The sequence below is a fragment of the Trichocoleus sp. FACHB-262 genome, from assembly GCF_014696035.1.
Taxonomy (GTDB): domain Bacteria; phylum Cyanobacteriota; class Cyanobacteriia; order FACHB-46; family FACHB-46; genus Trichocoleus.
The window spans coordinates 23,239-44,294 of sequence record NZ_JACJPK010000114.1; the positions used below are offsets into that span (position 1 = coordinate 23,239).

General features: G+C 48.9%; 23 protein-coding genes and 1 pseudogene. 12 read left to right on the forward strand and 12 right to left on the reverse strand.

Translation table 11 applies throughout. The features are described from left to right. Positions 1-136: 136 nt before the first annotated feature. From H6F68_RS27810 to ftsH3, 3 genes are all read left to right on the forward strand, one after another. Positions 137-934 carry a hypothetical protein gene (locus H6F68_RS27810; protein ID WP_190564132.1) on the forward strand — a complete coding sequence of 266 codons (798 nt, stop codon included), beginning with the start codon at positions 137-139 and terminating at the stop codon, positions 932-934. A gap of 96 nt (positions 935-1,030) precedes the next feature. Continuing rightward, on the forward strand, positions 1,031-1,840 hold the full coding sequence (locus H6F68_RS27815; protein ID WP_190564133.1) for an aminotransferase class IV: 810 nt from the start codon (positions 1,031-1,033) through the stop codon (positions 1,838-1,840). 100 nt (positions 1,841-1,940) lie between these two features. Continuing rightward, positions 1,941-3,779, forward strand: coding sequence for an ATP-dependent zinc metalloprotease FtsH3 (gene ftsH3, locus H6F68_RS27820; RefSeq protein ID WP_313930268.1), 1,839 nt, complete (start codon positions 1,941-1,943; stop codon positions 3,777-3,779). Positions 3,780-3,898: 119 nt separating this feature from the next. Here ftsH3 and H6F68_RS29225 read toward each other — a convergent pair whose 3' ends face one another. From H6F68_RS29225 to H6F68_RS27835, 3 genes are all read right to left on the reverse strand, one after another. Then, the gene (locus H6F68_RS29225) at positions 3,899-4,855 is read right to left on the reverse strand and encodes a YsnF/AvaK domain-containing protein (RefSeq protein ID WP_242065691.1); all 957 of its coding nucleotides are present in this window, start codon (positions 4,853-4,855) and stop codon (positions 3,899-3,901) included. 212 nt (positions 4,856-5,067) lie between these two features. Continuing rightward, complete coding sequence (locus H6F68_RS27830) at positions 5,068-6,051, reverse strand: DUF2382 domain-containing protein (RefSeq protein WP_190564134.1); 984 nt, start codon at positions 6,049-6,051, stop codon at positions 5,068-5,070. A 184-nt stretch (positions 6,052-6,235) separates the two neighbouring features. Beyond that, complete coding sequence (locus tag H6F68_RS27835; RefSeq protein ID WP_190564135.1) at positions 6,236-7,135, reverse strand: DUF2382 domain-containing protein; 900 nt, start codon at positions 7,133-7,135, stop codon at positions 6,236-6,238. Between the two features lie 340 nt (positions 7,136-7,475). Between H6F68_RS27835 and H6F68_RS27840 the strand changes: the two genes are divergently transcribed. Both H6F68_RS27840 and H6F68_RS27845 read left to right on the forward strand, forming a co-directional pair. Next, positions 7,476-8,123 carry a bifunctional 4-hydroxy-2-oxoglutarate aldolase/2-dehydro-3-deoxy-phosphogluconate aldolase gene (locus H6F68_RS27840; RefSeq protein ID WP_190564136.1) on the forward strand — a complete coding sequence of 216 codons (648 nt, stop codon included), beginning with the start codon at positions 7,476-7,478 and terminating at the stop codon, positions 8,121-8,123. Between the two features lie 84 nt (positions 8,124-8,207). After that, a complete protein-coding gene (locus H6F68_RS27845; RefSeq protein WP_190564137.1) occupies positions 8,208-8,726 on the forward strand; it encodes a L,D-transpeptidase in 519 nt (172 codons plus the stop codon). A gap of 20 nt (positions 8,727-8,746) precedes the next feature. On the opposite strand, the gene H6F68_RS27850 is transcribed toward H6F68_RS27845, so the two are convergent. After that, on the reverse strand, positions 8,747-10,348 hold the full coding sequence (locus H6F68_RS27850; protein ID WP_190564139.1) for an Hsp70 family protein: 1,602 nt from the start codon (positions 10,346-10,348) through the stop codon (positions 8,747-8,749). 308 nt (positions 10,349-10,656) lie between these two features. Between H6F68_RS27850 and H6F68_RS27855 the strand changes: the two genes are divergently transcribed. Beyond that, the gene (locus H6F68_RS27855; RefSeq protein ID WP_190441529.1) at positions 10,657-10,899 is read left to right on the forward strand and encodes a hypothetical protein; all 243 of its coding nucleotides are present in this window, start codon (positions 10,657-10,659) and stop codon (positions 10,897-10,899) included. Between the two features lie 134 nt (positions 10,900-11,033). Here H6F68_RS27855 and hisS read toward each other — a convergent pair whose 3' ends face one another. The 3 genes from hisS to H6F68_RS27870 are packed head-to-tail and all read right to left on the reverse strand — an operon-like array spanning position 11,034 to position 12,971. After that, positions 11,034-12,338, reverse strand: a complete 1,305-nt coding sequence (gene hisS / locus H6F68_RS27860; protein WP_190564141.1) for a histidine--tRNA ligase — start codon at positions 12,336-12,338, stop codon at positions 11,034-11,036. Between the two features lie 31 nt (positions 12,339-12,369). Further along, complete coding sequence (locus H6F68_RS27865; RefSeq protein WP_242065692.1) at positions 12,370-12,669, reverse strand: hypothetical protein; 300 nt, start codon at positions 12,667-12,669, stop codon at positions 12,370-12,372. A 26-nt stretch (positions 12,670-12,695) separates the two neighbouring features. Further along, on the reverse strand, positions 12,696-12,971 hold the full coding sequence (locus tag H6F68_RS27870) for a LuxR C-terminal-related transcriptional regulator (RefSeq protein WP_190441532.1): 276 nt from the start codon (positions 12,969-12,971) through the stop codon (positions 12,696-12,698). A gap of 669 nt (positions 12,972-13,640) precedes the next feature. Between H6F68_RS27870 and H6F68_RS27875 the strand changes: the two genes are divergently transcribed. The 4 genes from H6F68_RS27875 to H6F68_RS27890 all read left to right on the forward strand — a co-directional run bounded on the left by H6F68_RS27875 (position 13,641) and on the right by H6F68_RS27890 (position 16,164). Further along, entirely contained in the window at positions 13,641-13,973 is a 333-nt protein-coding gene (locus H6F68_RS27875; RefSeq protein ID WP_190564143.1) for a hypothetical protein, read from the forward strand. 102 nt (positions 13,974-14,075) lie between these two features. Beyond that, on the forward strand, positions 14,076-14,459 hold the full coding sequence (locus H6F68_RS27880; RefSeq protein WP_313930269.1) for a DUF4168 domain-containing protein: 384 nt from the start codon (positions 14,076-14,078) through the stop codon (positions 14,457-14,459). Between the two features lie 230 nt (positions 14,460-14,689). Next, positions 14,690-15,676, forward strand: a complete 987-nt coding sequence (locus H6F68_RS27885) for a PfkB family carbohydrate kinase (protein ID WP_190564147.1) — start codon at positions 14,690-14,692, stop codon at positions 15,674-15,676. Then, positions 15,676-16,164 (forward strand): CYTH domain-containing protein, encoded by a 489-nt coding sequence (locus H6F68_RS27890; protein WP_190564149.1) that lies wholly within the window; start codon positions 15,676-15,678, stop codon positions 16,162-16,164. The genes H6F68_RS27885 and H6F68_RS27890 overlap by 1 nt, the downstream gene beginning before the upstream one ends. A gap of 47 nt (positions 16,165-16,211) precedes the next feature. Here the strand turns inward: H6F68_RS27890 and H6F68_RS27895 are convergent, their stop codons facing one another. Then, a complete protein-coding gene (locus H6F68_RS27895; RefSeq protein WP_190564151.1) occupies positions 16,212-16,583 on the reverse strand; it encodes a hypothetical protein in 372 nt (123 codons plus the stop codon). Positions 16,584-16,762: 179 nt separating this feature from the next. On the opposite strand from H6F68_RS27895, the gene H6F68_RS27900 reads away from it, so the two are divergent. Continuing rightward, positions 16,763-17,662 (forward strand): branched-chain amino acid ABC transporter permease, encoded by a 900-nt coding sequence (locus H6F68_RS27900; protein WP_190564153.1) that lies wholly within the window; start codon positions 16,763-16,765, stop codon positions 17,660-17,662. A gap of 48 nt (positions 17,663-17,710) precedes the next feature. Here H6F68_RS27900 and H6F68_RS27905 read toward each other — a convergent pair whose 3' ends face one another. Together H6F68_RS27905 and lipA are read right to left on the reverse strand one after the other, a co-directional pair. Further along, complete coding sequence (locus H6F68_RS27905) at positions 17,711-17,863, reverse strand: photosystem I protein PsaX (protein ID WP_190441544.1); 153 nt, start codon at positions 17,861-17,863, stop codon at positions 17,711-17,713. A gap of 143 nt (positions 17,864-18,006) precedes the next feature. Then, positions 18,007-18,957 carry a lipoyl synthase gene (gene lipA / locus H6F68_RS27910; RefSeq protein WP_190564155.1) on the reverse strand — a complete coding sequence of 317 codons (951 nt, stop codon included), beginning with the start codon at positions 18,955-18,957 and terminating at the stop codon, positions 18,007-18,009. Positions 18,958-19,436: 479 nt separating this feature from the next. Between lipA and H6F68_RS27915 the strand changes: the two genes are divergently transcribed. Beyond that, entirely contained in the window at positions 19,437-20,012 is a 576-nt protein-coding gene (locus tag H6F68_RS27915; protein ID WP_190564157.1) for a PleD family two-component system response regulator, read from the forward strand. 54 nt (positions 20,013-20,066) lie between these two features. On the opposite strand, the gene recR is transcribed toward H6F68_RS27915, so the two are convergent. Then, positions 20,067-20,684 (reverse strand): recombination mediator RecR, encoded by a 618-nt coding sequence (recR, locus tag H6F68_RS27920; protein WP_190553110.1) that lies wholly within the window; start codon positions 20,682-20,684, stop codon positions 20,067-20,069. A 237-nt stretch (positions 20,685-20,921) separates the two neighbouring features. Beyond that, positions 20,922-21,056 (reverse strand): annotated as a pseudogene (locus tag H6F68_RS27925) (photosystem II q(b) protein); the annotation flags it as partial.

Below are 21,056 nucleotides of genomic sequence, written 5' to 3' on the forward strand. Positions count from 1 at the left end.
CGATCGCTCGATATGAATATTAGAGTAATTTGATTCTAAGAATGCCCTAGAATTTGGCTCAAGCGATCGCCCTGGCGAGTTTTTCAGTCGCCTAGGAACTGAATCCGGTAGTTGAGGTTGTAATTTAGGACAAGTGATGGTGTTTTCTCGGCAAGCCTGGGGCCAGCTAATTGGTCCTGCTTTAGTCGCATTAGCCTGTGCCGCTTTGATTGGGACTACTCAACTGCCGCAACTGAGAAAGATTAGTACTAAAACCAGTACTGCTCCTGTAGCAGTTCTGGAACAGGAGCTTGCTGCGGAGAAGCTACGCCTTAATCTACTCGAAAAGCTGCCAACCTTTGGATTCAGTAATTTGCTGGCAGATTGGGTGTTTCTAAATTTTCTGCAATATTTTGGCGATGATGAAGCCCGCGAGAAAACGGGTTACGAATTAAGTCCAGAATATTTCGAAGTCATTTTAAGCCGTGACCCTTACTTCTTGGATGCTTACTTTTTCCTCTCTGGCAGTACAGCTCTCTATGCAGCAATGCCAGAACGCTCTGTTACCTTGATGGACCAAAGCCTCAAGCAACTTTCTCCTAAAGCGCCACCAAAGTCATACTATGTTTGGCGTTACAAAGGCATCGATGAACTTTTATTTCTAGGAGATGCTAAAGCAGCTCAGTACTCTTTTGCAATGGCAGCAGAGTGGGCTAGTACTTATGCAGATTCAGAGAGTCAAAGTATTGCTACCTTCTCACGGCGAACTTCCCAATTTTTAGCTCGAAACCCTAGAAGCAAATTTGCTCAGGTAGCAGCGTGGTCGCAGGTTTTAGGTAACGCTACGGATGATCGTACCCGTCAAATTGCAGTGAAACGGATTCGTGCCCTAGGCGGAGACGTCATCACAGGGCCAGATGGAAGATCAAGGATCAAGTCTCCTGCACGAGATTAGTCAAGATTAGTCAAGCACCGCTAAAACCGTTGCTCCCAGTTCACTTGGAACTGTAAGATTTGTCTGGCTTTTCTCCAACTAGGGTCAGGCTTTCCGGTGCTTAACTCGAATTCGCAATTTTTCTGGTACGCTGGGGAGCTAGTTTGTGCAGGCTCACTGACGTTGCCTGTAGATGAACCGGGGTTGCTCTATGGTGCAACTGTGTTTACGACGTTGCGGGTTTACTCGCAGTCTTTAGAAGCACCGTTAACCAATTGGGCAGGGCACTGTCAGCGATTGAAGCGGAGTTTGCGATCGCTCGACTGGCAGACTCCAGATTGGCAACGAGTGCGCCAAGGAGCCGAAGCTTTAGTTCCTTATTTTCCCGTTCTCCGCATTACGCTGTTTTCCGATGGGCGAGAATGGATTACGGGGCGATCGCTGCCACCAAATTTAGGGGACTGGCAACGGCAAGGAACTGTGGCTTGGTTGGCGGAGTCTTCTCGGTTTCAGCGATCGCTGCCAGTACATAAAACAGGCAATTATCTCCCCGCTTGGCTAGCTCGACAAAGTGCCATGCAAAAAGGAGCACAGGAAGCAATTTTGGTAAACCAGCAGGGAGATTGGCTGGAAACCAGTACAGGTAATCTCTGGGGATGGTTTGATGGCGAGTGGTGGACTCCCCCCCTAAAGGCAGGAATTTTGCCTGGACTGATGCGATCGCAGCTCATTTCCTGGTTGATGAGCCAGAATAGGACAATACGAGAAGAACCCTGGTGTCTAGATTTGGTCATGGAGTTTGAGGCGATCGCTTACTGTAACAGTGTGGTCGAAGTTGTGCCAATCCACGGGATTCTGAGACGCAACTCTCAACTTGCCTACGACCCCTTTCATCAAGGTTTTCAGCAATTGCGGGGGCTTTTCTAGAGCTGACTGTTAACCTGTTTCTGAAATTAGGTTAATATTAGTTAACACAAACAATTTTGAAAAAAGTCCCCGCAACTTACAACTAGGAGGATTGACCTCAGTGAACAAACGGTGGAGAAATGCGGGACTGTACGCGCTTCTAGCAATTGTGGTCGTTGCTTTAGCAACTGCACTTTTTGACAAGCAGCCCCAGAGTCGGGAGACGTGGCGATACAGTCAGTTTATTCAAGAAGTTGAAGGTAATCGAGTAGAAAAAGTTAGTCTCAGCTCCGATCGCTCTAGAGCCTTAGTTACGGCTCAAGACGGTAGCAAGGTACTGGTTAATCTGCCCAGCGATCCTGAGCTGATCGATACGCTAACTAAAAATAATGTAGATATTTCAGTTCTGCCCCAAACCGATGATGGTTTCTGGCTCAAGGCATTGAGCAGCCTATTCTTCCCAGTCTTATTGCTGGTTGGTTTATTCTTCTTGCTGCGTCGGGCTCAGAATGGCCCCGGTAGCCAAGCGATGAATTTTGGTAAATCCAAAGCTAGAGTCCAAATGGAACCTCAAACCCAGGTAACCTTTGGTGACGTGGCAGGGATTGACCAGGCAAAACTAGAACTAAATGAAGTTGTAGATTTCCTCAAAAACGCCGATCGCTTTACCGCGGTTGGAGCCAAGATTCCTAAAGGTGTGCTGCTAGTCGGCCCTCCAGGAACGGGTAAAACCCTGTTGGCTCGTGCAGTTGCAGGCGAAGCAGGCGTGCCTTTCTTCTCCATCTCTGGTTCCGAGTTTGTAGAGATGTTCGTAGGTGTGGGTGCGTCTCGCGTCCGTGACCTCTTTGAGCAAGCCAAAGCTAATGCTCCCTGTATCGTCTTTATCGATGAAATTGATGCCGTGGGTCGGCAGCGGGGTGCTGGTCTAGGCGGCGGCAACGATGAGCGGGAACAAACCCTCAACCAGTTGCTGACCGAAATGGATGGTTTTGAAGGCAACACTGGCATCATCGTGATTGCTGCTACCAACCGTCCTGATGTATTAGACGCAGCTCTCTTACGTCCGGGTCGTTTTGACCGTCAAGTGGTGGTCGATCGCCCTGATTTTGCGGGTCGTTCAGAAATTTTGCGGGTGCATGCTCGTGGCAAAACCTTAGCTAAGGATGTGGACTTAGACCGGATTGCACGTCGTACTCCTGGTTTTACGGGTGCTGACCTGTCTAACCTGCTAAATGAAGCGGCAATTCTAGCGGCTCGTCGCAACTTGACCGAAATTTCGATGGATGAAGTCAACGATGCGATCGATCGCGTCTTGGCAGGTCCAGAGAAGAAGGACCGCGTTATGAGTGAGAAGCGCAAGCAATTGGTGGCCTACCACGAAGCAGGTCACGCCCTCGTTGGTGCGCTGATGCCCGACTATGACCCCGTTCAAAAAATCAGCATCATTCCCCGTGGTCGTGCAGGTGGTCTAACTTGGTTCACTCCCAGCGAAGACCGCATGGATTCTGGTCTATACAGCCGCTCCTATCTGCAAAACCAGATGGCAGTTGCCCTCGGTGGCCGCATTGCTGAAGAAATTATCTTCGGTGAAGAAGAAGTCACCACGGGTGCAGCCAGCGACTTGCAACAAGTAGCTCGTGTAGCTCGCCAAATGGTAACTCGCTTCGGGATGAGCGATCGCCTCGGTCCTGTGGCATTGGGTCGTCAGCAAGGCAATATGTTCCTTGGACGCGACATTGCTGCTGAGCGAGACTTCTCGGAAGAAACGGCTGCCACGATTGACGATGAAGTGCGTAACTTAGTCGAGCAAGCGTATCGTCGCTCTAAGTCAGTTTTGATCGAAAACCGTCACGTCTTGGATCTGCTAGCAGATATGTTGGTTGAGAAAGAGACGGTGGATGCGGAAGAGCTGCAAGAATTGCTCGGCAACAATGATGTGAAGATTGCAGCGATCGCGTAAATCTAAGCATCGATCCGAAAAGGTTAACCCTCCTTAAAATTACAGAGTCGAGGTCAGTCCTGAAATTCTCAGGTTCGAGCCTCGACTCTTTTTATTGTTTGATTTTTTATGGTTTGAGATTAATGAGCGGCGTATTGCGCTAACCAATTCGCGTAAGTTTCTTGCAAATTCGGATCAGATAAGACGATTTCAACTTGAATTTTTTCGCACCCGTGCCGGTGAGTTTTAGCGATCGCATCGAGGAACTGACTCGCTGCCCCAGGAGAGGCAAACTCGCCCCGCACCACACCCTGCTGACTATCGGTAGCCATTGCATTGGCTATTTCCACGGCGCTCAAGTCGCCCTGACTCAAATCAATTTCTGCTAATTGCCGATGTTCCGGGCTGATTTGCTCCACAATCAGTTTTTCGCGGCGTACCGGAACTTCCACAATCTGAGTTTCAATGGCTTTGCGAACAATCACCTCACCAATTTTATGCTTGCTACGGTCTACAACCAGACGCTCTTCCAGTAAGCGAATCGCTTCTTCTTCCACTACATGAGGAATTGCTGCATCATTCACGCGATCGGATTCCAGCGAGTTCTGGAGTGGTAGAGGAGTTGAGTTTGAAGTTGGGGTTGGATCAGTGAAACTTTCCATAGGATTTGAAGTTGAATTAGAACTTTGTTGAGAGTGAAGTTGGCCACTGGACTCGAAAGGTAATGTCACAGGCTTGGAGGGTAGCGTTGAAGATGCGGCCTCTCCAGTGGCAGGTAGCGAAGATTCGGGTAGTTGAGCCATCTGCGCCGCGCTCAAGTGAGTCAACACTGAGCGGTTTGGAGAATCAATACTGTGAATAGACTTGCTAGTCAGCAAAACCAGACGAAAGCCCTTATGCGCGTCTGGCAGAGAAACCAAAAACTGAAGCTGGCGGTCGGCTGTAAGCTGCACATCTCGCACTTCACCAACCAACTCACCATGCTGGTCTTTAACAGCAAAGTTCTTCAGCTTGTCACGTACCTTGGTCACCAAAGTATCCAGACGGGCTTGTTTTTTATCAGAGGTGGAGTGATCTGGAAATAGGGAGTTACTCATAAGACACCCGCTTAAATAGTTGCTGGTTAGGGTTGTGTTGGTCGGGTTTGGTCAACCCAATCAACCCCAAAATCTAATGTGATGCAGTAGAAACAGTCGGGTGAAAAAATGCAGGCAGAGCTGAGGTTGCTCTACCTGCACCGTTTGATTAGCGCTTCCATGAGATGAGTCATCCATCTAGGTTATGAGTTAAGTCATGAGAAGCGGTTAGTTTAGCGGCGATCGCGAGGAGAGCTGCCTGGACGGTTATCCCGGATGGGACGACCTTGGGTATCAATGTCTAGTTCTTCGCGACGAATTTGATCTTCTGCGGTGACAGTATCGCGCTCAACTTCCTTGCGAATGTTGACCTGTTCTCTTACAAAAGCTTCCTTATGCACGTCCGCAGTTTCCTCGTAAACTTCCATGCGGGCAATTTCACCTTCGCGGAAGTCAGCGGTGCCTGGCGTTACCGAGGTCCCTAGATTAGTCGGGTTGGTCCGCTCAATGACGATTCGTTCGCGCTCAACGGGCACTGCCACTCTAGCCGTTTCAGTTTCGACATGCTTACCAACGGCAACTTCTCCAGCTTTGCGACGATGCTTGTTAGCAACTAAGCGCTCTTCATAGAGCTGAATGGTTTGGTGATCCCGCTCATTCATGTTGTAGAGAGCTGGTTCTTGGCGATAATCATAAGTTGGACGAGCACTAGCTACCGCAGGTCTTTCTACAGGAGCAGACCGCTCGACTGGAGCAGCACTAGCTGTTCGATAGGTAGTGCCTTGAGCGTAAGTGTTCTCTAAAGGCAGGGAGGCCTCAAGCGGAGCCGAAGCTTCTAGGGGAGTCGAGGCATCTAAACTGGCAGGCCGATAAACGCCTCGGACGCGCTCTTCGTAGTCATAATCTACGACTAGATTGTCATGGTACTCTGGCAAGTTTTCTGCTTGTTGCTTGGTTAAGCCGATTGTGTAGATGCGTTGAGCTTGGGGATCGCTCCGAAAACGGCCTACTGGCAGCAAAACCTTTTTGCCAAAAACCCAAAAACCTGTGTCTACAACGAGATAGCGGAAGTGACCTTCGTCATCTACTAAAACGTTGTGAATACTGCCAACTTTCTCATCACTCTCGGTATAGACATCCAGCCCTTTGACATCATTACCATCAAAAAGTTCTTGACGGTAGTTAGGGTAATAATCGTCAAGTTTATAAAGAGCCATAGAGTTGCTCCTAAATGGGTTAATAGTAGCGATCGCCTCATTCCGCTTCATGAGTTCTCTGGGAAGGAAGCGATCGCAAGAAGTACTGAAAAGTGCAGGCAGGTTGACCCTCCCTGCACTTTGTAGACTAAAGCAGACTGAATCTGATTAACGGCCTAGCAGAGGCCTAAAGATTCAGAATGGTTTAGCGGCGATCGCGATTGGTGGTGCCTTTGTCGATGATGCCGCGGCCTGCATCGTCAATGTCTAGTTCTTCACGGCGGATCTGTTCTTCAGCAGTTACCGTTTCGTGATCTACTTCCTTACGGATGTTGACCTGCTCGCGTACAAAGGCTTCCTTATGTACGTCGGCTCTCTCTTCATAGAGATCGACGTGAGCTACGGTGCCTTCTTGGAAAGCTGCGTCCCCAGGAGCAACAGGAGTGCCCGCCCCAGTTGGAGTGGTGCGCTCAATCACGATTCGCTCTTTCTCTACAGGTACGGAAACTCGAGCAGTTTCGGTTTCAACGTGCTTACCAACTGTCACTTCCCCAGTCTTCTGGCGCTGTTTGTTAGTGATCAAGCGCTCTTCGTATAACCGTAGAGTTTGATGATCACGCTCGTTCAGGTCGTATAGCGCAGCATCTTGCTTGTAGTCGTAGGTGTCGCGGTTAAAAGGTACCTTGCCCGCAGTGCTAGCAGTAGTAGCGGTGCTAGCAGCAGTACTGGCAGTGCCAGTTGTACCAGTTGCCGTCGGGCGATAGACTCCCCGAACGTTTTCTTCGTAGTCTTGGTCGATTTTGAGCTCGTCAGTGAATTCTGGCAAGTTTTCGACTTGTTCCTTGGTCAGGGTGCTGACGTTAACGCGACGCTGCGTGTAGTCGATTTGAGCCAAGCCAATGGGAAGCAATACTTTCTTACCTAGTACCCAAAAGCCGGTATCAACAACGAGATAGCGGAACTTACCATCACGCTCATCTACTAAAACGTCTTTGACTGAGCCAACCTTGTCATTTTGGGCATAAACATCTAAAGATTTGATGTCATCGCCATTGTTATGATCTTTGTAATCTGGGTAATAGCTTTCAAGTTTTGTGAGAGCCATAGGGTGCTCCTAAGTAATGTTTAAAACGACTTCCATTCACCCACCAGATTAGAAAGATAATAGCTAAGCTGCATCTCCCAGATGGCTGACTTAAAATAAGCTGTTTTTTCTAAGAACCGAGTAAAATTGTTCATCGCAAAAACAAAGCTAAAAGCCAAGATTCAGGTGCACAAAAGGTTAGCCACGCCAAAAGGGCTTTATTTAGAAATAGTGATTAAGATAACTTTTCGACACAAATTGGTACGTCGTAAGGGTGAGTATTCTTTAAATTCAATAAAAATTAGGCAATCTTAGAAATCTGCGGTCCGTAACATTTGTTTTAGTTGAATTAACAGTAAATATGTCTGAGTCTTTTTGGTTGTCCACCCTAAAACAAGAGCGAGCGATCGCGGTCATTCGTGCCCCTACCTTTGAGCTAGGTCAACAGATGGCGCGAGCAGTCGCAATGGGAGGGATGCGATTAATCGAAATTACTTGGAATAGCGATCGCGCCCCCGAACTGATTGCGTCGCTACGCTCAGAGTTACCTGGCTGTTTGGTTGGCACAGGCACTTTGCTAACTCGGGCGCAGTTACAAGCGGCGATCGCAGCAGGAGCACAATTTTTGTTTACCCCTCATGTCGATTTTGGTTTAATTCAGCTCGCTTTGCAGCAAGGCGTGCCCATTGTGCCTGGGGCTTTGTCGCCCACGGAAATCGTCACAGCTTGGCAAGCAGGAGCCAATAGCGTCAAAGTTTTTCCGGTGCAGGCAGTGGGGGGCACTACTTATATCCGTAATTTGCAAGGGCCACTTGGGCAAATTCCCCTCATCCCGACCGGCGGTGTCACTGTTGAGAATGCCAAAGACTTTTTGGCCGCTGGAGCGATCGCCGTGGGATTATCGGGTAATTTATTTCCAGCAGCAGCAATTCAAGCAGGGAATTGGCCAGCGATCGCTCAACAAGCCAGAATTCTTTGCCAGCAAGTTGCCAATGTCTCTATTTCATGATTTATGGTGAATATAGAAAATAGCCAATCAGGGTGCATCAGCGACATTACAAACATTCCTCTCGTTGGCTAGGAGGTCAGAACGATGGGTAACATAACCCGTTTAAATCGGCAGCGACGTTGGAGCCAGATTTGGTTGAGTACTGCACTAGCATTAGCAGTATTGGGGCCAGAATCCATCTGGACTACTAGGGTCTCCGCTCAAGAAGTTAGTCCACTGGGGCAAAAGATGCAAACATTGCGTCAGTCGGACCGTCGGTGGATTGAAATTGACCTCTCATCCCAGCGCTTGATTGCTTGGGAGGGCCAAACTCCGGTTTACGCCATCATTGTTTCTACAGGTAAGTCCTCAACGCCAACCCGTACAGGTGCGTTTGCCATCCAAACGAAGCATCGCCAAGCCCGGATGCGAGGCAGCGATTACGATATTTCTGATGTGCCCTACACGATGTATTACTCTGGCAACTACGCTATTCATGGCGCTTATTGGCACCACCGCTTCGGCACACCCGTAAGTCATGGCTGTGTCAATGTGGCCGTGAATCATGCCAATTGGCTCTTTGACTGGGCCACGGTAGGTACTCCGGTCGTAGTGCACTCTTGAAGTTTACCGAGTTAACTGAGTTAGCTGAGTTGAACGACGGGTTGATCATCAAGCAAAGTTTGATTCATCAATAAATCTTCGACTGTCATCCGCAGAAAACGCTGGGCATCGACTTGAAACAGAACCTTGATGCGATCGCTGCCTGGATAGCCGGGCGGTGTGAGTTGTGCAATGGTGCGGGCACCCTCCCGGTCATTCAGCGGTTGCACTTGAGTTTGACCACTAGCTAAGCTGCGAGTCACAAGGCGATCGCCATCAAAGTAAACTTCTGTACCGCCAGACTCAGCCCCCATTTCACCCAAAATTAGTTCGATGCTAGGTTGGCCCTCCACAGAAGCCCCCAGCACCAGTTCTATAGGGTCGGTCATGGGATAGGGTTGGCCTGATTTCACAATGGGATGCCAGTTGTGGCAATTTTGGCGGCGGTCCCAGTAGCGCACTCCATAGCTGTGGTAGAGAAAATCCTTCAGCTCCACGCCTTGATTCAACTGCAACGCGCCTTGAGCGATCGCCTCAAACGGTTTAGAAGAGCGGATTTTGGCAACATCAAAATATTGCTGGACCCAGGTTTGGACTGCGGGAATTTGCGCGGTTCCTCCCACCAACAACACACCGCTAATATCCTCAATTTCGATGCCCTGCTGTCTAGCTTGGCGTAACACCTGAGTCATGCTGTCATCTAGGCGATCGAAGAACTCATGCTCCTGCAAAATCAACTCAAAGCGATCGCGATCGAGGGCTAGTTCGTAGCTTTCAAAAGTTTCATCGTTAAAGTAAACCTCATTGGCTTGGGATTGAAGTGATAGCTGAATTTTTAGGCGCTCTGCTAACCGGGTAGTGAGAGGTGTAGCCGCTAACCCTTGCGTAGCCGCAAAATAATCGACCAACCAGTGATCAATATCAGCTCCGCCCAGATTCTGTCCTGCTTTAGCTAAAACACGAGCGGTTTTGGGTCGTTGACTGGTACTGTCGGCCAAAGATTTCTGACCCCACTGCAAAATGAAGCCCAAAGGCTTGCTGTTAGCTTGTCGGCCCAAATCTAAACGCACCAGGGAGAGGTCTAGAGTGCCGCCACCAAAGTCAACCACTAACAGAATTTCTTGATCTGCTAGACCATAACCGAGGGCTGCTGCTGTTGGCTCATCCAGCATGCGGACTTGCTCAATTTGTAGCGATTGGCAGATTTGCCCTAACCAGTTGCGATAGATTTCAAAGCTATCGACTGGCACTGTGAACACCAGCGATTCTTTCACTTCTGGATAACTGGTTTTGAGTTCTTCAATGATTTGAGTCAGAAACCAAGTGCCTGCGCGCTCGAAGGTGACTTGCTGACCATCCAGTTCTGGAACGAACCCCTGAATGGTTGCCCCAATCCCCCGTTTGAAATTGCGAAAAAAGCGAGGGTCGCTGCTGAGGTCGAGGCCGCGATCGCGCACAGCTTGTCCTAACACTACCTCTTGCTTCGCTGCATCTTCTACATAGAGCAGGCTAGGAATGAGGGGTGGGTTTTGCCCTAGCCGCAGTGATAAGCCAGGTAAGGCAAGGGTTTCCGGCTGTTGCGTAGCACGATTCCAACGAGCGACAACTGTGTTGCTAGTCCCAAAATCAATTGCAATATCCATTCAGTTTCTGTTTCCCAGGCATGGGAACTCGACAAATCTACTGAAGTTGAACCGACGCAAATTTTATCCTAATTTCTGTTCACCTGGACTCTTCATCAGGACTGGAGTCTCAAGGAATTTCACCCCATTTGGGATCGCGACATATAGCACCATAGTCATCCAGCTGACAAATTGAATGTATATCCTTGGATCTATGGCAAGTATTCAAAACATTTCTTAACATGAAAGTAACAACGGCTCTGAGGTAGTCTAGTCCTCAAGCAGTAGCGCCGATGTTTCACCCAGTTAGTTAGGAAACGGCCTCAATCATGGATAGCGGACGTCCTTCAGACGATTCCTTGAACACTCTCAGGAATGGCATTTGGCTCCTAGGAGTTTCATGTTGGTTATTTGGCATTACTGACAGAAGCATTGCTTCTCTTGCAGATGGCTCCCTCTCTGCTGTTGACCTGACGCAGCTCTTGACGGCTACCTTTTTATTTATCAGTTGGCTATTCCTCAAGCCAGCTTCTTTCAAGCTACTGCCTTGGGCACCCGTAAACCGAACTTGAGTTGTGCAATTAGGCAGGCTGCCTAGAAAGCCACATAGAGATTAGAGCGCTAATGCCTATAGCGAAGGGTACCGATCGCTAAATCAGCACCCCCATAAACTTCGTTAAAACGTGATTAACTTTTTGCGAGTTAGCTACTGGGCCGCCTTAGCTGGTTCTTGAGCACGAAACTCCGAGATGCGCTGCTGCAACTGCTGATAGCTGCTAATTAACTCCGTCTGCGCGATCGCTTGTTGTTCTCCAGAAACCAACCACTTGATTTGAATAGTTTGGTTCTCTGCTTCTGCGTCACCCAAAATTAGACAAGCCAAAGCACCACTGCGATCGGCTCGCTTGAGCTGCTTACCAAAGGCACTACCACTTAGGTCTAGTTCTACCGCAAATCCAGTCTGACGTAGTTTCTGGGCCAAAACTAAAGCTTGAGCTTCGGCGCGATCGCCCCGTGATACTAAGTAGAAATCTAGAGTTGATTGAGGGGCAGCACTCAGTTGTTGTAGCAGCAGCACTAAACGCTCTAGCCCGATCGCCCAACCAACTGCTGGTGTATTAGGACCACCCAACTGCGAAACCAATCCATCATAGCGACCCCCTCCACACACCGTCGCTTGGGAACCTAACTGGTCAGATTGAATTTCAAAAGCAATATGAGAGTAGTAATCAAGACCGCGTACTAATCGAGGATTGACTTTATAAGCGATTCCTAGATCACTTAGCAGTTGCTGTACCTTCTCAAAGCGACTTCTAGAATCTGCACCAAGAAAATTCAGAATATTGGGAGCCTGTTGGACGATTGCCTGAGTTCGCTGATCCTTACTGTCTAGAATTCGTAAAGGATTACGGCTTAGACGATCCTGAGAGTCGAGGTCTAAATCACTCTTGTAAGGGGTTAAGTAGGTAACTAAGGCATCGCGGTACTGCTGTCTATCTTCAGGAGTGCCTAGAGAATTGAGATCTAAATTTAGATTTTGCAGACCCAGGGTTTGTAGCAAGTTGGTCGCGATCGCGATTGCCTCTACATCTGCTCGTGGATCAGCGCTGCCTAGAACTTCCACACCTAGCTGGTAAAATTGCCGCTGTCGTCCTGCTCCAGGACGTTCGTAGCGAAACATGGGTCCGGTGTACCAGAGACGTTGCACCCCGCCTTGCGCGTGCAGACTGTGTTCAATAAATGAGCGAACTGTCCCAGCCGTGCCTTCCGGTCGCAGCGTCGTTGAGCGATCGCCGCGATCTTTAAAGGTGTACATTTCTTTGCCAACTACATCCGTGGCTTCGCCAATGCCCCGCTCAAACAACTCCGTTTGCTCGAAAATCGGGGTGCGAATTTCTTGATAAGCAGCTCGACTGAGAATCGTCCGGGCTACTGATTCTATTTGTTGCCAGTACTTAACTTCATCCGGCAGAATATCACGGGTTCCGCGTAATGCTTGAATCGCGCCCATTCCCACTCAGGTTCCAATTACAAAAAGATCGTTAATCTTGCTGGGCTTTCCAAGCACCATAGCGATCGCTATAGTAGGCCAAAATCTGATCAATCCGTCGTCGCATTCCTCGGCTCAGCTCAGGTTGGTCAGCCTCTAACGGATACTCTAGCCACAAGCCACCCACTTGACTGAAGGTGTAGTCAAAATCTTTGGCTGGTTGTGGTAGCAGTCCCGCTTTCACCCCACTAACTTGCTGCAAGTGAGCTACAACTTCGCGATACACAGCCAAAGGTAAGGTGGGATTGTAGAATTCGTAGCGCAACTGTTGGTTGTTAGCAGTTTGCATCATGATCTGAACTTAATTTAAACTTACGCTTAAGAGATCACTTCGTCATTGGCAGAAGGCAAAACGCAACAGTTCACGTCATTCAGGCAGACCTTACCCCACTGCAACGCCCACATTACCAGCGCCACACGGTTCTCTGTAGCAGTCTTAGTCAAAATATTACTGATATGGTTGTCAACTGTGCGCTTGCTAATTGCCAACTTTTCTGCAATCTCCTGGTTAGTCAAGCCAGCAGCCACTAGTTCAATTACTTGCAACTCTCGGTCTGAGAGGACTCCGTGGTTCTGAGACTCGACACCAGACATAAACTATTCCTATCCGTGTATATTTACTTATCCCTCACTTTAATTCTAGAGGCAATTTTGGCAAACACCCCAGGTTCAGCGGGTTTCATCGACAGATTTTGAGCGGATGGCTTGAAACCCATAAATCGGGTGTAAGCAAAGAGCAAGGCCGAAAATAGTCAATAATCATAAAGTTTCCTCAAAGTTTTACAGCGATCGCCTGAAGAAGCTTGAATTTCTAGTAAAGAAAACACAGTTGTATCCATCGATACATTGGTGTTTTCCGACGTTCTTTTACTCTAGATGAGGTCATTTGGAATAGGAACTCAGCAAGTTCCTGTTTTGGTTGCTTGCGTAGTGTAGTGACTAAATCGCTACTTTGCTTTCTCCCTCCCTCCGGAACGTCACTTCCGCGAGGTACATTCCCTAATCCTGATGAATTGGCTAGAGCAGTAGTCGCTATTCCGGTTTTTCAGTCAGTCAATTGAAAAACTGAGACTACTAGCTCAAAACGTATGTGTGTTCTGAGCTGTCTTGACAGTATTTACTCGAGATTTATTCGAGTCGATTTACCTGGAGCGCAGTCAGAGTCTTAGGAAGTAGACCCTAGGCTTGCAGTTTCGCTAAATTTCAAAAAATCTTTAAATCCTCTGCCAAACGCTACATTCTCGATTGAGGAGTACCATTGCTATGCTGCAACCACTGGTCGTCATTGAGCAACAGAGTTCGTCATACTTCAAATTTTGGTACCAGAACGTCATGCATGATGGCATGCGTTACCAAAGCGAATTGTTCCGTCACTTTCGAACTTTCAGTCTCCAACGGCGCAACCATGCCTACAGCTTAGGCTGTGCCCTCGCTCAACAAGGTATCCAAACGGTCATTACTTGCGTTAGCGATCGCAACACGGCCCCTACAGATCAGCGCTACGTCCTCTGGATTAGCCTGCGTTCACCTTGGGCCGAAAGTGAACCACCTTTAGCAGAGTCCTTAACGCCTAGCCTAGTTGGAACCGTTGCTTAAACTGCGGTTTTTCGTTAAATGCCCTTGTCCCACTCGGTCAAATTTTCACTAAACTCTTGGTGCGCTAAACTTCTAGCTCTATTGGTAGCAGCTGGCTTGTTTGTGGCGGTTTGGAGTAGCCCGGCGATCGTTTGGGCGCAACAGTTGCCCACAGCTCCAATCAGTGTAGGACTCTCTCCAGAACAACCTGCTTCTAGCCATAGCAACCTAAACTCTAACGATATTCCGTCCGAGAAGGTAAACCAATTCGTTCATGCCTTTTTACAAGTGCTGGACCTGATTGAACGGCGAGAAGGGGAACTCCAGGGAGCCGAAACCGAATCGGAGTCGCTGCGAGTTCAACGAGAAATTGAAACTGAAGCTCTAGCAATTATTGCGACAGCAGGATTAACTAAAACTGAATATCTGCAATTATTGGGTTTGGCTAATACAGATTCAGAATTTGGGGAGCGAGTAGCAGCTCAGCTTCAAGAAGCCAATGAGTAATGTCTAGAAGTCAGAAAGTTGGCATTCAACCCTATGATGGTAGGCATCTAGGGTAACTTCTGAGCCTACAAGTTCCTGAGTTAAGTCCTGAATCTGGGGTCTGCTGTCTGTATAAGACCCTAACTTAGCGAAATTGCGGTTTTAATTGCTAAAAAACGGCAATGTAACTAAGAGACGTCACCTTAGGGCGGCATTTGATCGGTTGGGAAAAGTTGAGAAGGAGTGTTGGTGTGGTTCACCCGCGGGTTCTCTGTCTTGGCGAAGTTTTGTTTGACTGTTTGGCGAATCAACCAGGGCGATCGCTAGAGCAGGTAGAGTCTTGGACTCCCTATCCTGGTGGGGCTCCAGCAAACGTTGCTTGTGCCCTGGTCAAGCTCGGCACCACGGCTGGGTTCGTTGGCTGTGTGGGTCAAGATGAGCCAGGAGCAAATTTAGTCCAACTGTTGCAAACCGTGGGCGTAGACACCAAAGGGGTGCAGCGTCACCCCACAGCCCCTACGCGCCAAGTTTATGTGTTGCGTTCCGAGACAGGCGATCGCATTTTTTCTGGCTTTGGGGATTTAGATACCGCAGAATTTGCCGATACTCACCTGCAAGCTGACCAACTGCCAGTGGAGTTGTTTGAGTCAGCCGACTTCTTGGTGTTAGGCACCTTAGAGCTAGCCTACCCAGAGAGCCGAGCTGCTACAGAACGGGCTTTGCAGTTAGCCGAGCAGCATTATGTCAAGACGTTAGTGGATGTAAACTGGCGACCCATGTTCTGGCCTGATCCAGAAATTGCACCTGCCATCATTCAAGATTTACTCAAGCGAGTTGATTTTCTCAAGCTTGCGGATGAGGAGGCGGAGTGGTTGTTTGGCACCGCTGATCCCGGTGCGATCGCCCATCGTCTAGGCAATACCGAGAGTGTACTGGTAACGGCTGGAGCCAAAGGCTGCGCTTACTACTTGGGCGGGCATGAAGGTCACTTAAATGCCTTTGACGTGGAATCAGAAGACACCACAGGCGCAGGTGATAGCTTTGTTGCGGGTTTTCTGCACCAAGTCGCTCAAAATGGGTTGCAAAGCCTCAGCGATCCCGAAACAGCTAAAAAAGTCGTGACCTACGCAAGTGCAGTCGGAGCTTTAACCACTACACGACCAGGAGCGATCGCGGCTCAACCCACACCAGCGGAAGTTGAGGCTTTTCTCTACCTCAATCAACAACTATCTGGCTAATGGCTACCGAAATCGAGCGTAAATTTCTCGTTAAACCAGAGGCGTGGCAGCAATTCCAGCAGCGCTCTGATCCTACGTTGCTCAGCAGTACCCGCTATCGACAGGGTTACATTTCTTCTAGTGTCAGTAAGACTGTGCGAATCCGAGTTGCGGGCGATCGCGGATTTATCACGATCAAAGGCCCCACGGTCGGCTATTCTCGCTCAGAGTTTGAGTACAGCATTCCGCTAGCCGATGCGGAAGCGATGCTCGATCAGCTTTGTGATCCGCCTCTAATTGAAAAAACTCGCCATAGGGTTGCTTGGGACAACTTGGTTTGGGAAGTGGATGAGTTTGCGGGAGAAAATCAAGGGTTAATGGTGGCGGAAGTCGAACTGAGCGATACGAACCAAGCTATTACCTTGCCCGATTGGGCTGGGGCAGAAGTCTCCGACGATCCCCGTTACTTCAACGCCAGTTTAGCTAAGCATCCTTATAGCCGTTGGTAAGAGTGAGGATGGGATTCACAGATGCTACTTGGCTGAAGCTTGAAACCCTACGGAACTTGGCTTAGATCACAGATCATGTAGCTTCGGGAGTACATAGCACAATCCGCATTGAGTTGCTGAGTTGCTTGGCGGTAGACGACAAGCGATCCCATTTGGTCTACCCAAGTCCAACCTCGTTGCTCTAGATGGGTCTTTAAAGCAGAGAAGGAGCGAACCAACAAGCGTTTTGGGTTGGACTTTACCGTCGTAATATCAGCATGAGTTAGCTCCATCTGCAAAGCAGATCTTAAAATGTCTGGTGTGTCGTCTTCCTGGCTTAAGGCTGTTCCGAAATACAAAAAGAAAAGTAACGCCCCACCGCCACAAAACAGCGTTAGGAAACTGGTAAATACGAGTAATCGAGAATTTTGCAGTCTCATGATTCTCTCTGCCTATATCTGCGATCGCCCTATTATTCCGCGCTAGGCAGGCAGGTGCTCCAAGGATTCTATTAAACAAAGGAGTTGGCTCAACTCAGATTGATGGTTGAGTTGGCTTTCCAAACGGCTCTGGTTTAGGGACAATCAGAGCGATAGAACATGTGACGGTTACCAAAACTATGGATTTATTGGCTCAGCTGTCGGGTCAGCTCCTCAGTCAGCAGTTGGCTCAACTCATTGTGAACGGCATTGCAGTCGGCTCCATTATTGCTCTGGCAGCTGTCGGTCTTACACTCACCTATGGCATTTTGCGCTTAGCGAACTTTGCCCACGGTGATTTCCTCACGCTAGGAGCCTACCTGACGCTCCTAGCTAACGGTTTTGGTATAAACATTTGGCTGGCCGTAGTCCTTGGCATTGCGGGGACGGTTTTGGCAGTTTTGCTCACCGAAAAACTATTGTGGTCGCCCATGCGCGATCGCCGAGCTTCCTCCACCACCCTCATCATCATTTCCATCGGTCTAGCTCTGTTTCTTCGCAACGGCATTATTTTGTTCTGGGGCGGTGGGAATCAAAACTACGATCTGCCAGTCGCCTCTGCCGTCAACCTATTGGGTATCCGAATTGCTTACTATCGCCTGATTGTGGTTGGGTTAGCAATTTTGGTGATTTTGGGTTTGCATTACCTCTTACAAAACACCAAAATTGGTAAAGCGATGCGGGCTGTAGCGGATGACATCGATTTAGCGCGGGTGTCAGGTATTAACGTAGATCAAGTTGTGATCTGGACTTGGGTGATTGCTGGCAGCCTTACGGCGCTGGGTGGTGGTATGTATGGCCTGATTACCGCAGTACGTCCCAACATGGGCTGGTTTCTGATTTTGCCTATGTTTGCGGCAGTCATTTTGGGCGGGATTGGCAATCCCTACGGCGCGATCGCGGGCGCTTTAATTATTGGTGTGGCGCAGGAAGTCAGCACCTACTGGTTACCCACTGAATACAAGCTGGGAGTAGCTTTATTGATCATGGTGCTAGTGCTACTCGTGCGGCCACAAGGCTTATTTAAAGGCACGATTTGAGTAACACTAGCGCTTAACCAAGCAGACCAAAGCAGAAGTCTCAGGTCACTATGGGTTGATGGCATGGAAGTAAATAGCTGCAACCAGGAAATTGCCAGCTAAGAGAATCAAGCTAACAATGGTGCGGTAGGGATAAGGGGGCTTAGACTCATCCACAACTGCTTTGGTTTTAACCGATGATTTCACTGCTTGAGCGCTCATAAACAAGCTCCTTGTGTAACTCTACTAAACAGAAATACCAAAGAGGCTAGGTCAAGCACACGCGCCAGTAGGCAGATTTTATTTTGCTTTGGCGAAGATTTTCTCAATCCCACGGAAGAGCCCGCTGCCACCTCCCCAACTGGCTAAACCGCTTCCCCAGCGTGGTAGGAACTACGCACCAAAGGACCAGAACGCACATGAGAAAAACCCATTTCACGAGCAATCGCCCCCAGATGCTCAAATTCTGCTGGCGTCCAATATTTCCGGACAGGCAAGTGTTCCAAAGATGGGCGCATGTATTGACCCAAAGTGAGGCGATCGCAATCTACAGCTCGCAAATCTTGCATAGCCTCTATTACCTCTGACTCGGTTTCGCCATGTCCCAACATTAAGCCAGACTTGGTAGGAATTTGGGGGTTTAGCTCTTTCACCACTTTCAGCACTTGCAGCGATCGCTCATACTTCGCCCCACGCCTTACTGGGCCTTGTAAGCGCCTCACTGTCTCAATGTTGTGGTTGTAGCAAGCAGGTTGAGCCGCTACCACGGTCGCAATCCGCTGTCGCTGCATCTCTAGTGCTTCTAGATCAGTCGCTCGCCCACCCCAAAAATCAGGTGTCAGCACTTCAATCTGAGTGTTCGGGTTCGTTGCGCGAATCGCTGACATCGTAGCCGCAAACCAACCCGCTCCTTGATCAGGCAAGTCATCTCGCGCAACTGAAGTCAGTACCACATACTCCAACCCCAGCAGATTAACGGATTCAGCGATTTTCTCTGGCTCTTGAGGGTCAAGTGGCATGGGAGCATGGCCCTTATCCACCTGGCAAAAGCCACAGGCACGAGTACAGATAGGCCCCATCAGCAGGAAGGTTGCTGTCTTTTGGGCGTAACACTCTCCTCGATTCGGGCAGCGCCCCTCTTCGCAAATCGTATGAATTTGCCGCTGCTTAATAATCTTCTGAACCGTAGAAATCTCACTCGCCTTACCCACAGGTCGCCGGAGCCATTCCGGCATGCTGATAATTTCAGAACGACGAGCAGCAGTAGATGCGTTCGTCAAACTTGGCTGTAGAGTTGGCTCTATTTCGAAAGGCATAAAACGTTAGATGGCTCAAGCCAGCAGTCGGGTAATTAAAGAGGTCTAATCACAAATTCTAGAACTTGTTGTCGAAACTGCAATTTTGACCTTTCCCGTCACTGATAATAGCGGCACGAACCAAAACGCAATCTACCCAAATCTAAGGGTAGTGCGATCGCTTTGAGATCAATTTTGGGAGTATTTTGGGCATATTAGAATGCCTATCCTATGCCAACACCACCAAACAGGAGTCTCGCTCAACTGAAATTAGAGTAATTTCACTTGCAGAAGCTACGCTGGTTTATGGTGTCATAGAATTACCACTATGCCTGTACTCAACATCACTTGAGTGATGTATACCAATTTTCTCTACTACACTGTGCATTGATTAATTCTTCACCTGAGGTTATCCTCCAACAGGATCAAACAGCAGGACGGTCGAGAAATAATAATCTAAATCTTCACTAAACCTTGAATCACCCCCTAAGGAGTCAGTTGTGGCAAGTCACAAGATCCTAGTTATTGATGACAGCAGAGTCATTCGGATGCGAGTGCGAGACATGTTACCCAAAGGTAACTTTGAAGTTCTCGAAGCCAAAGATGGGGTTGAAGGTCTCAACTTAATCCGGCAAGAACGGCCAAACCTGATCATGCTAGATTTCCTGCTACCACGAATGAGCGGCTGGGAGGTCTTTCAACAGATTCAGAACCAATCAGACTTACAGAGCATTCCCCTAGTAGTAATGTCAGGGCGTCGGGAAGAAGTAACCGAGAAAATCCCTGAGCCCTTTGAGTTTTTCGAGTTTATTGAAAAGCCTTTCGAGCAGAAGGAGCTCATTGAAGCGATTAAAGCCTCAATGGCCAAAGCAAAACTGCCACGGGTACAAGCAGCCGCTCCAACCGTAGCCACGCCCGCAGCCACTACAGCAACCGCAGCACCTGCCGAGTCAGGGGCATCGGCGGCAGAAATTCAGGCACTCAATGAGAAGATTGCCAAGATGCAGGCAGAAATTGATGGACTGAAGAAACAACTAACGCAGATTGTTACCTTCATCAAGCAAAAGCTGAAGTAGTTTATGGCAGGCGAGGGGCGACCGCCTACCGTTTTAATGCCATAAACCTAACTTCTAGTCCAACTCCCGTCGGCCTTCTAGTGCCCTTGCCAATGTCACCTCATCGGCATACTCCAGATCGCCCCCCATCGGCAAACCAAAGGCAATTCGAGTCACTTTTGTAAACGGCTTTAATAGCTGGCCGACATACAGGGTGGTAGTTTCACCCTCAATGCTAGGACTAATGGCTAGAATGACCTCTTGAACTTTCTCTTGGCTGACTCGCCGGACCAGTTGATGGATATAGAGTTGGTCGGGACCAATTCCATCCATTGGTGAAATTAAACCTCCTAACACGTGATATTTACCGCGATATTCTCGTGTTTTTTCAATTGCAATTACATCTCGTGAATCAGCAACAACGCAAAGTGTGGTGCGATCGCGATTCGCGGTGCGACAAATTTCACAAACAGGTTCAGCCGACAGGTGAAAACACACAGAACACAGGCCAATTTGTTGCTTGGCTTCCATCAAAGCTTGAGCCAGCGCTTGAACCTCGGTTTCTGGACGTTTGAGAATATGTAAAGCGAGCCGTTGCGCAGTTTTAGGCCCCACACCTGGTAAGCGCTGTAATTGCTCAATTAAGCGAGCTAAGGGACGTGCGTAAACCGTGGGACTGCCTCCTAAATTCATCCAAGCTCAAATCATAACGGTTGAAGTTGCTCGACTCACAAAAATTCTGGCGATCGCTTGTGAGTGAAGCTTAGGGCGCAAAAGGCACTCACCCCGTCCAGGCCCCCTCTCGCACGTCACCTACTTCTATTTCTAGACTAATGAAAAAAGCGCCCTCTGTGTGGAGAGCGCTTTTTATAGCGATCAAGTGATGTTTTAGCTCAAGTGGCAAATATCACCCTACCACTTGAGTTTGGATCAACCGTGGATAGCAGGTGCGCTTAGCGCTACAGGAGCAGCTTCGCCCGCAGCTAGGTCAAGGGGGAAGTTGTGAGCGTTGCGCTCGTGCATCACTTCCATCCCCAAGTTCGCGCGGTTCAGCACGTCGGCCCA

Coding starts and splice junctions, on each gene's coding strand:
- H6F68_RS27870 (WP_190441532.1), bottom strand. CDS start 12,971: ATGTCTGGTGTCGAGTCTCAGAACCACGGAGTCCTCTCAGACCGAGAG.
- H6F68_RS29225 (WP_242065691.1), bottom strand. CDS start 4,855: ATGAGTAACTCCCTATTTCCAGATCACTCCACCTCTGATAAAAAACAA.
- H6F68_RS27835 (WP_190564135.1), bottom strand. CDS start 7,135: ATGGCTCTCACAAAACTTGAAAGCTATTACCCAGATTACAAAGATCAT.
- H6F68_RS27850 (WP_190564139.1), bottom strand. CDS start 10,348: ATGGATATTGCAATTGATTTTGGGACTAGCAACACAGTTGTCGCTCGT.
- H6F68_RS27840 (WP_190564136.1), top strand. CDS start 7,476: ATGTCTGAGTCTTTTTGGTTGTCCACCCTAAAACAAGAGCGAGCGATC.
- H6F68_RS27890 (WP_190564149.1), top strand. CDS start 15,676: ATGGCTACCGAAATCGAGCGTAAATTTCTCGTTAAACCAGAGGCGTGG.
- H6F68_RS27845 (WP_190564137.1), top strand. CDS start 8,208: ATGGGTAACATAACCCGTTTAAATCGGCAGCGACGTTGGAGCCAGATT.
- recR (WP_190553110.1), bottom strand. CDS start 20,684: ATGAATTTAGGAGGCAGTCCCACGGTTTACGCACGTCCCTTAGCTCGC.
- H6F68_RS27875 (WP_190564143.1), top strand. CDS start 13,641: ATGCTGCAACCACTGGTCGTCATTGAGCAACAGAGTTCGTCATACTTC.
- H6F68_RS27895 (WP_190564151.1), bottom strand. CDS start 16,583: ATGAGACTGCAAAATTCTCGATTACTCGTATTTACCAGTTTCCTAACG.
- hisS (WP_190564141.1), bottom strand. CDS start 12,338: ATGGGCGCGATTCAAGCATTACGCGGAACCCGTGATATTCTGCCGGAT.
- H6F68_RS27855 (WP_190441529.1), top strand. CDS start 10,657: ATGGATAGCGGACGTCCTTCAGACGATTCCTTGAACACTCTCAGGAAT.
- H6F68_RS27810 (WP_190564132.1), top strand. CDS start 137: ATGGTGTTTTCTCGGCAAGCCTGGGGCCAGCTAATTGGTCCTGCTTTA.
- H6F68_RS27865 (WP_242065692.1), bottom strand. CDS start 12,669: ATGATGCAAACTGCTAACAACCAACAGTTGCGCTACGAATTCTACAAT.
- H6F68_RS27900 (WP_190564153.1), top strand. CDS start 16,763: ATGGATTTATTGGCTCAGCTGTCGGGTCAGCTCCTCAGTCAGCAGTTG.
- H6F68_RS27905 (WP_190441544.1), bottom strand. CDS start 17,863: ATGAGCGCTCAAGCAGTGAAATCATCGGTTAAAACCAAAGCAGTTGTG.
- lipA (WP_190564155.1), bottom strand. CDS start 18,957: ATGCCTTTCGAAATAGAGCCAACTCTACAGCCAAGTTTGACGAACGCA.
- H6F68_RS27830 (WP_190564134.1), bottom strand. CDS start 6,051: ATGGCTCTTTATAAACTTGACGATTATTACCCTAACTACCGTCAAGAA.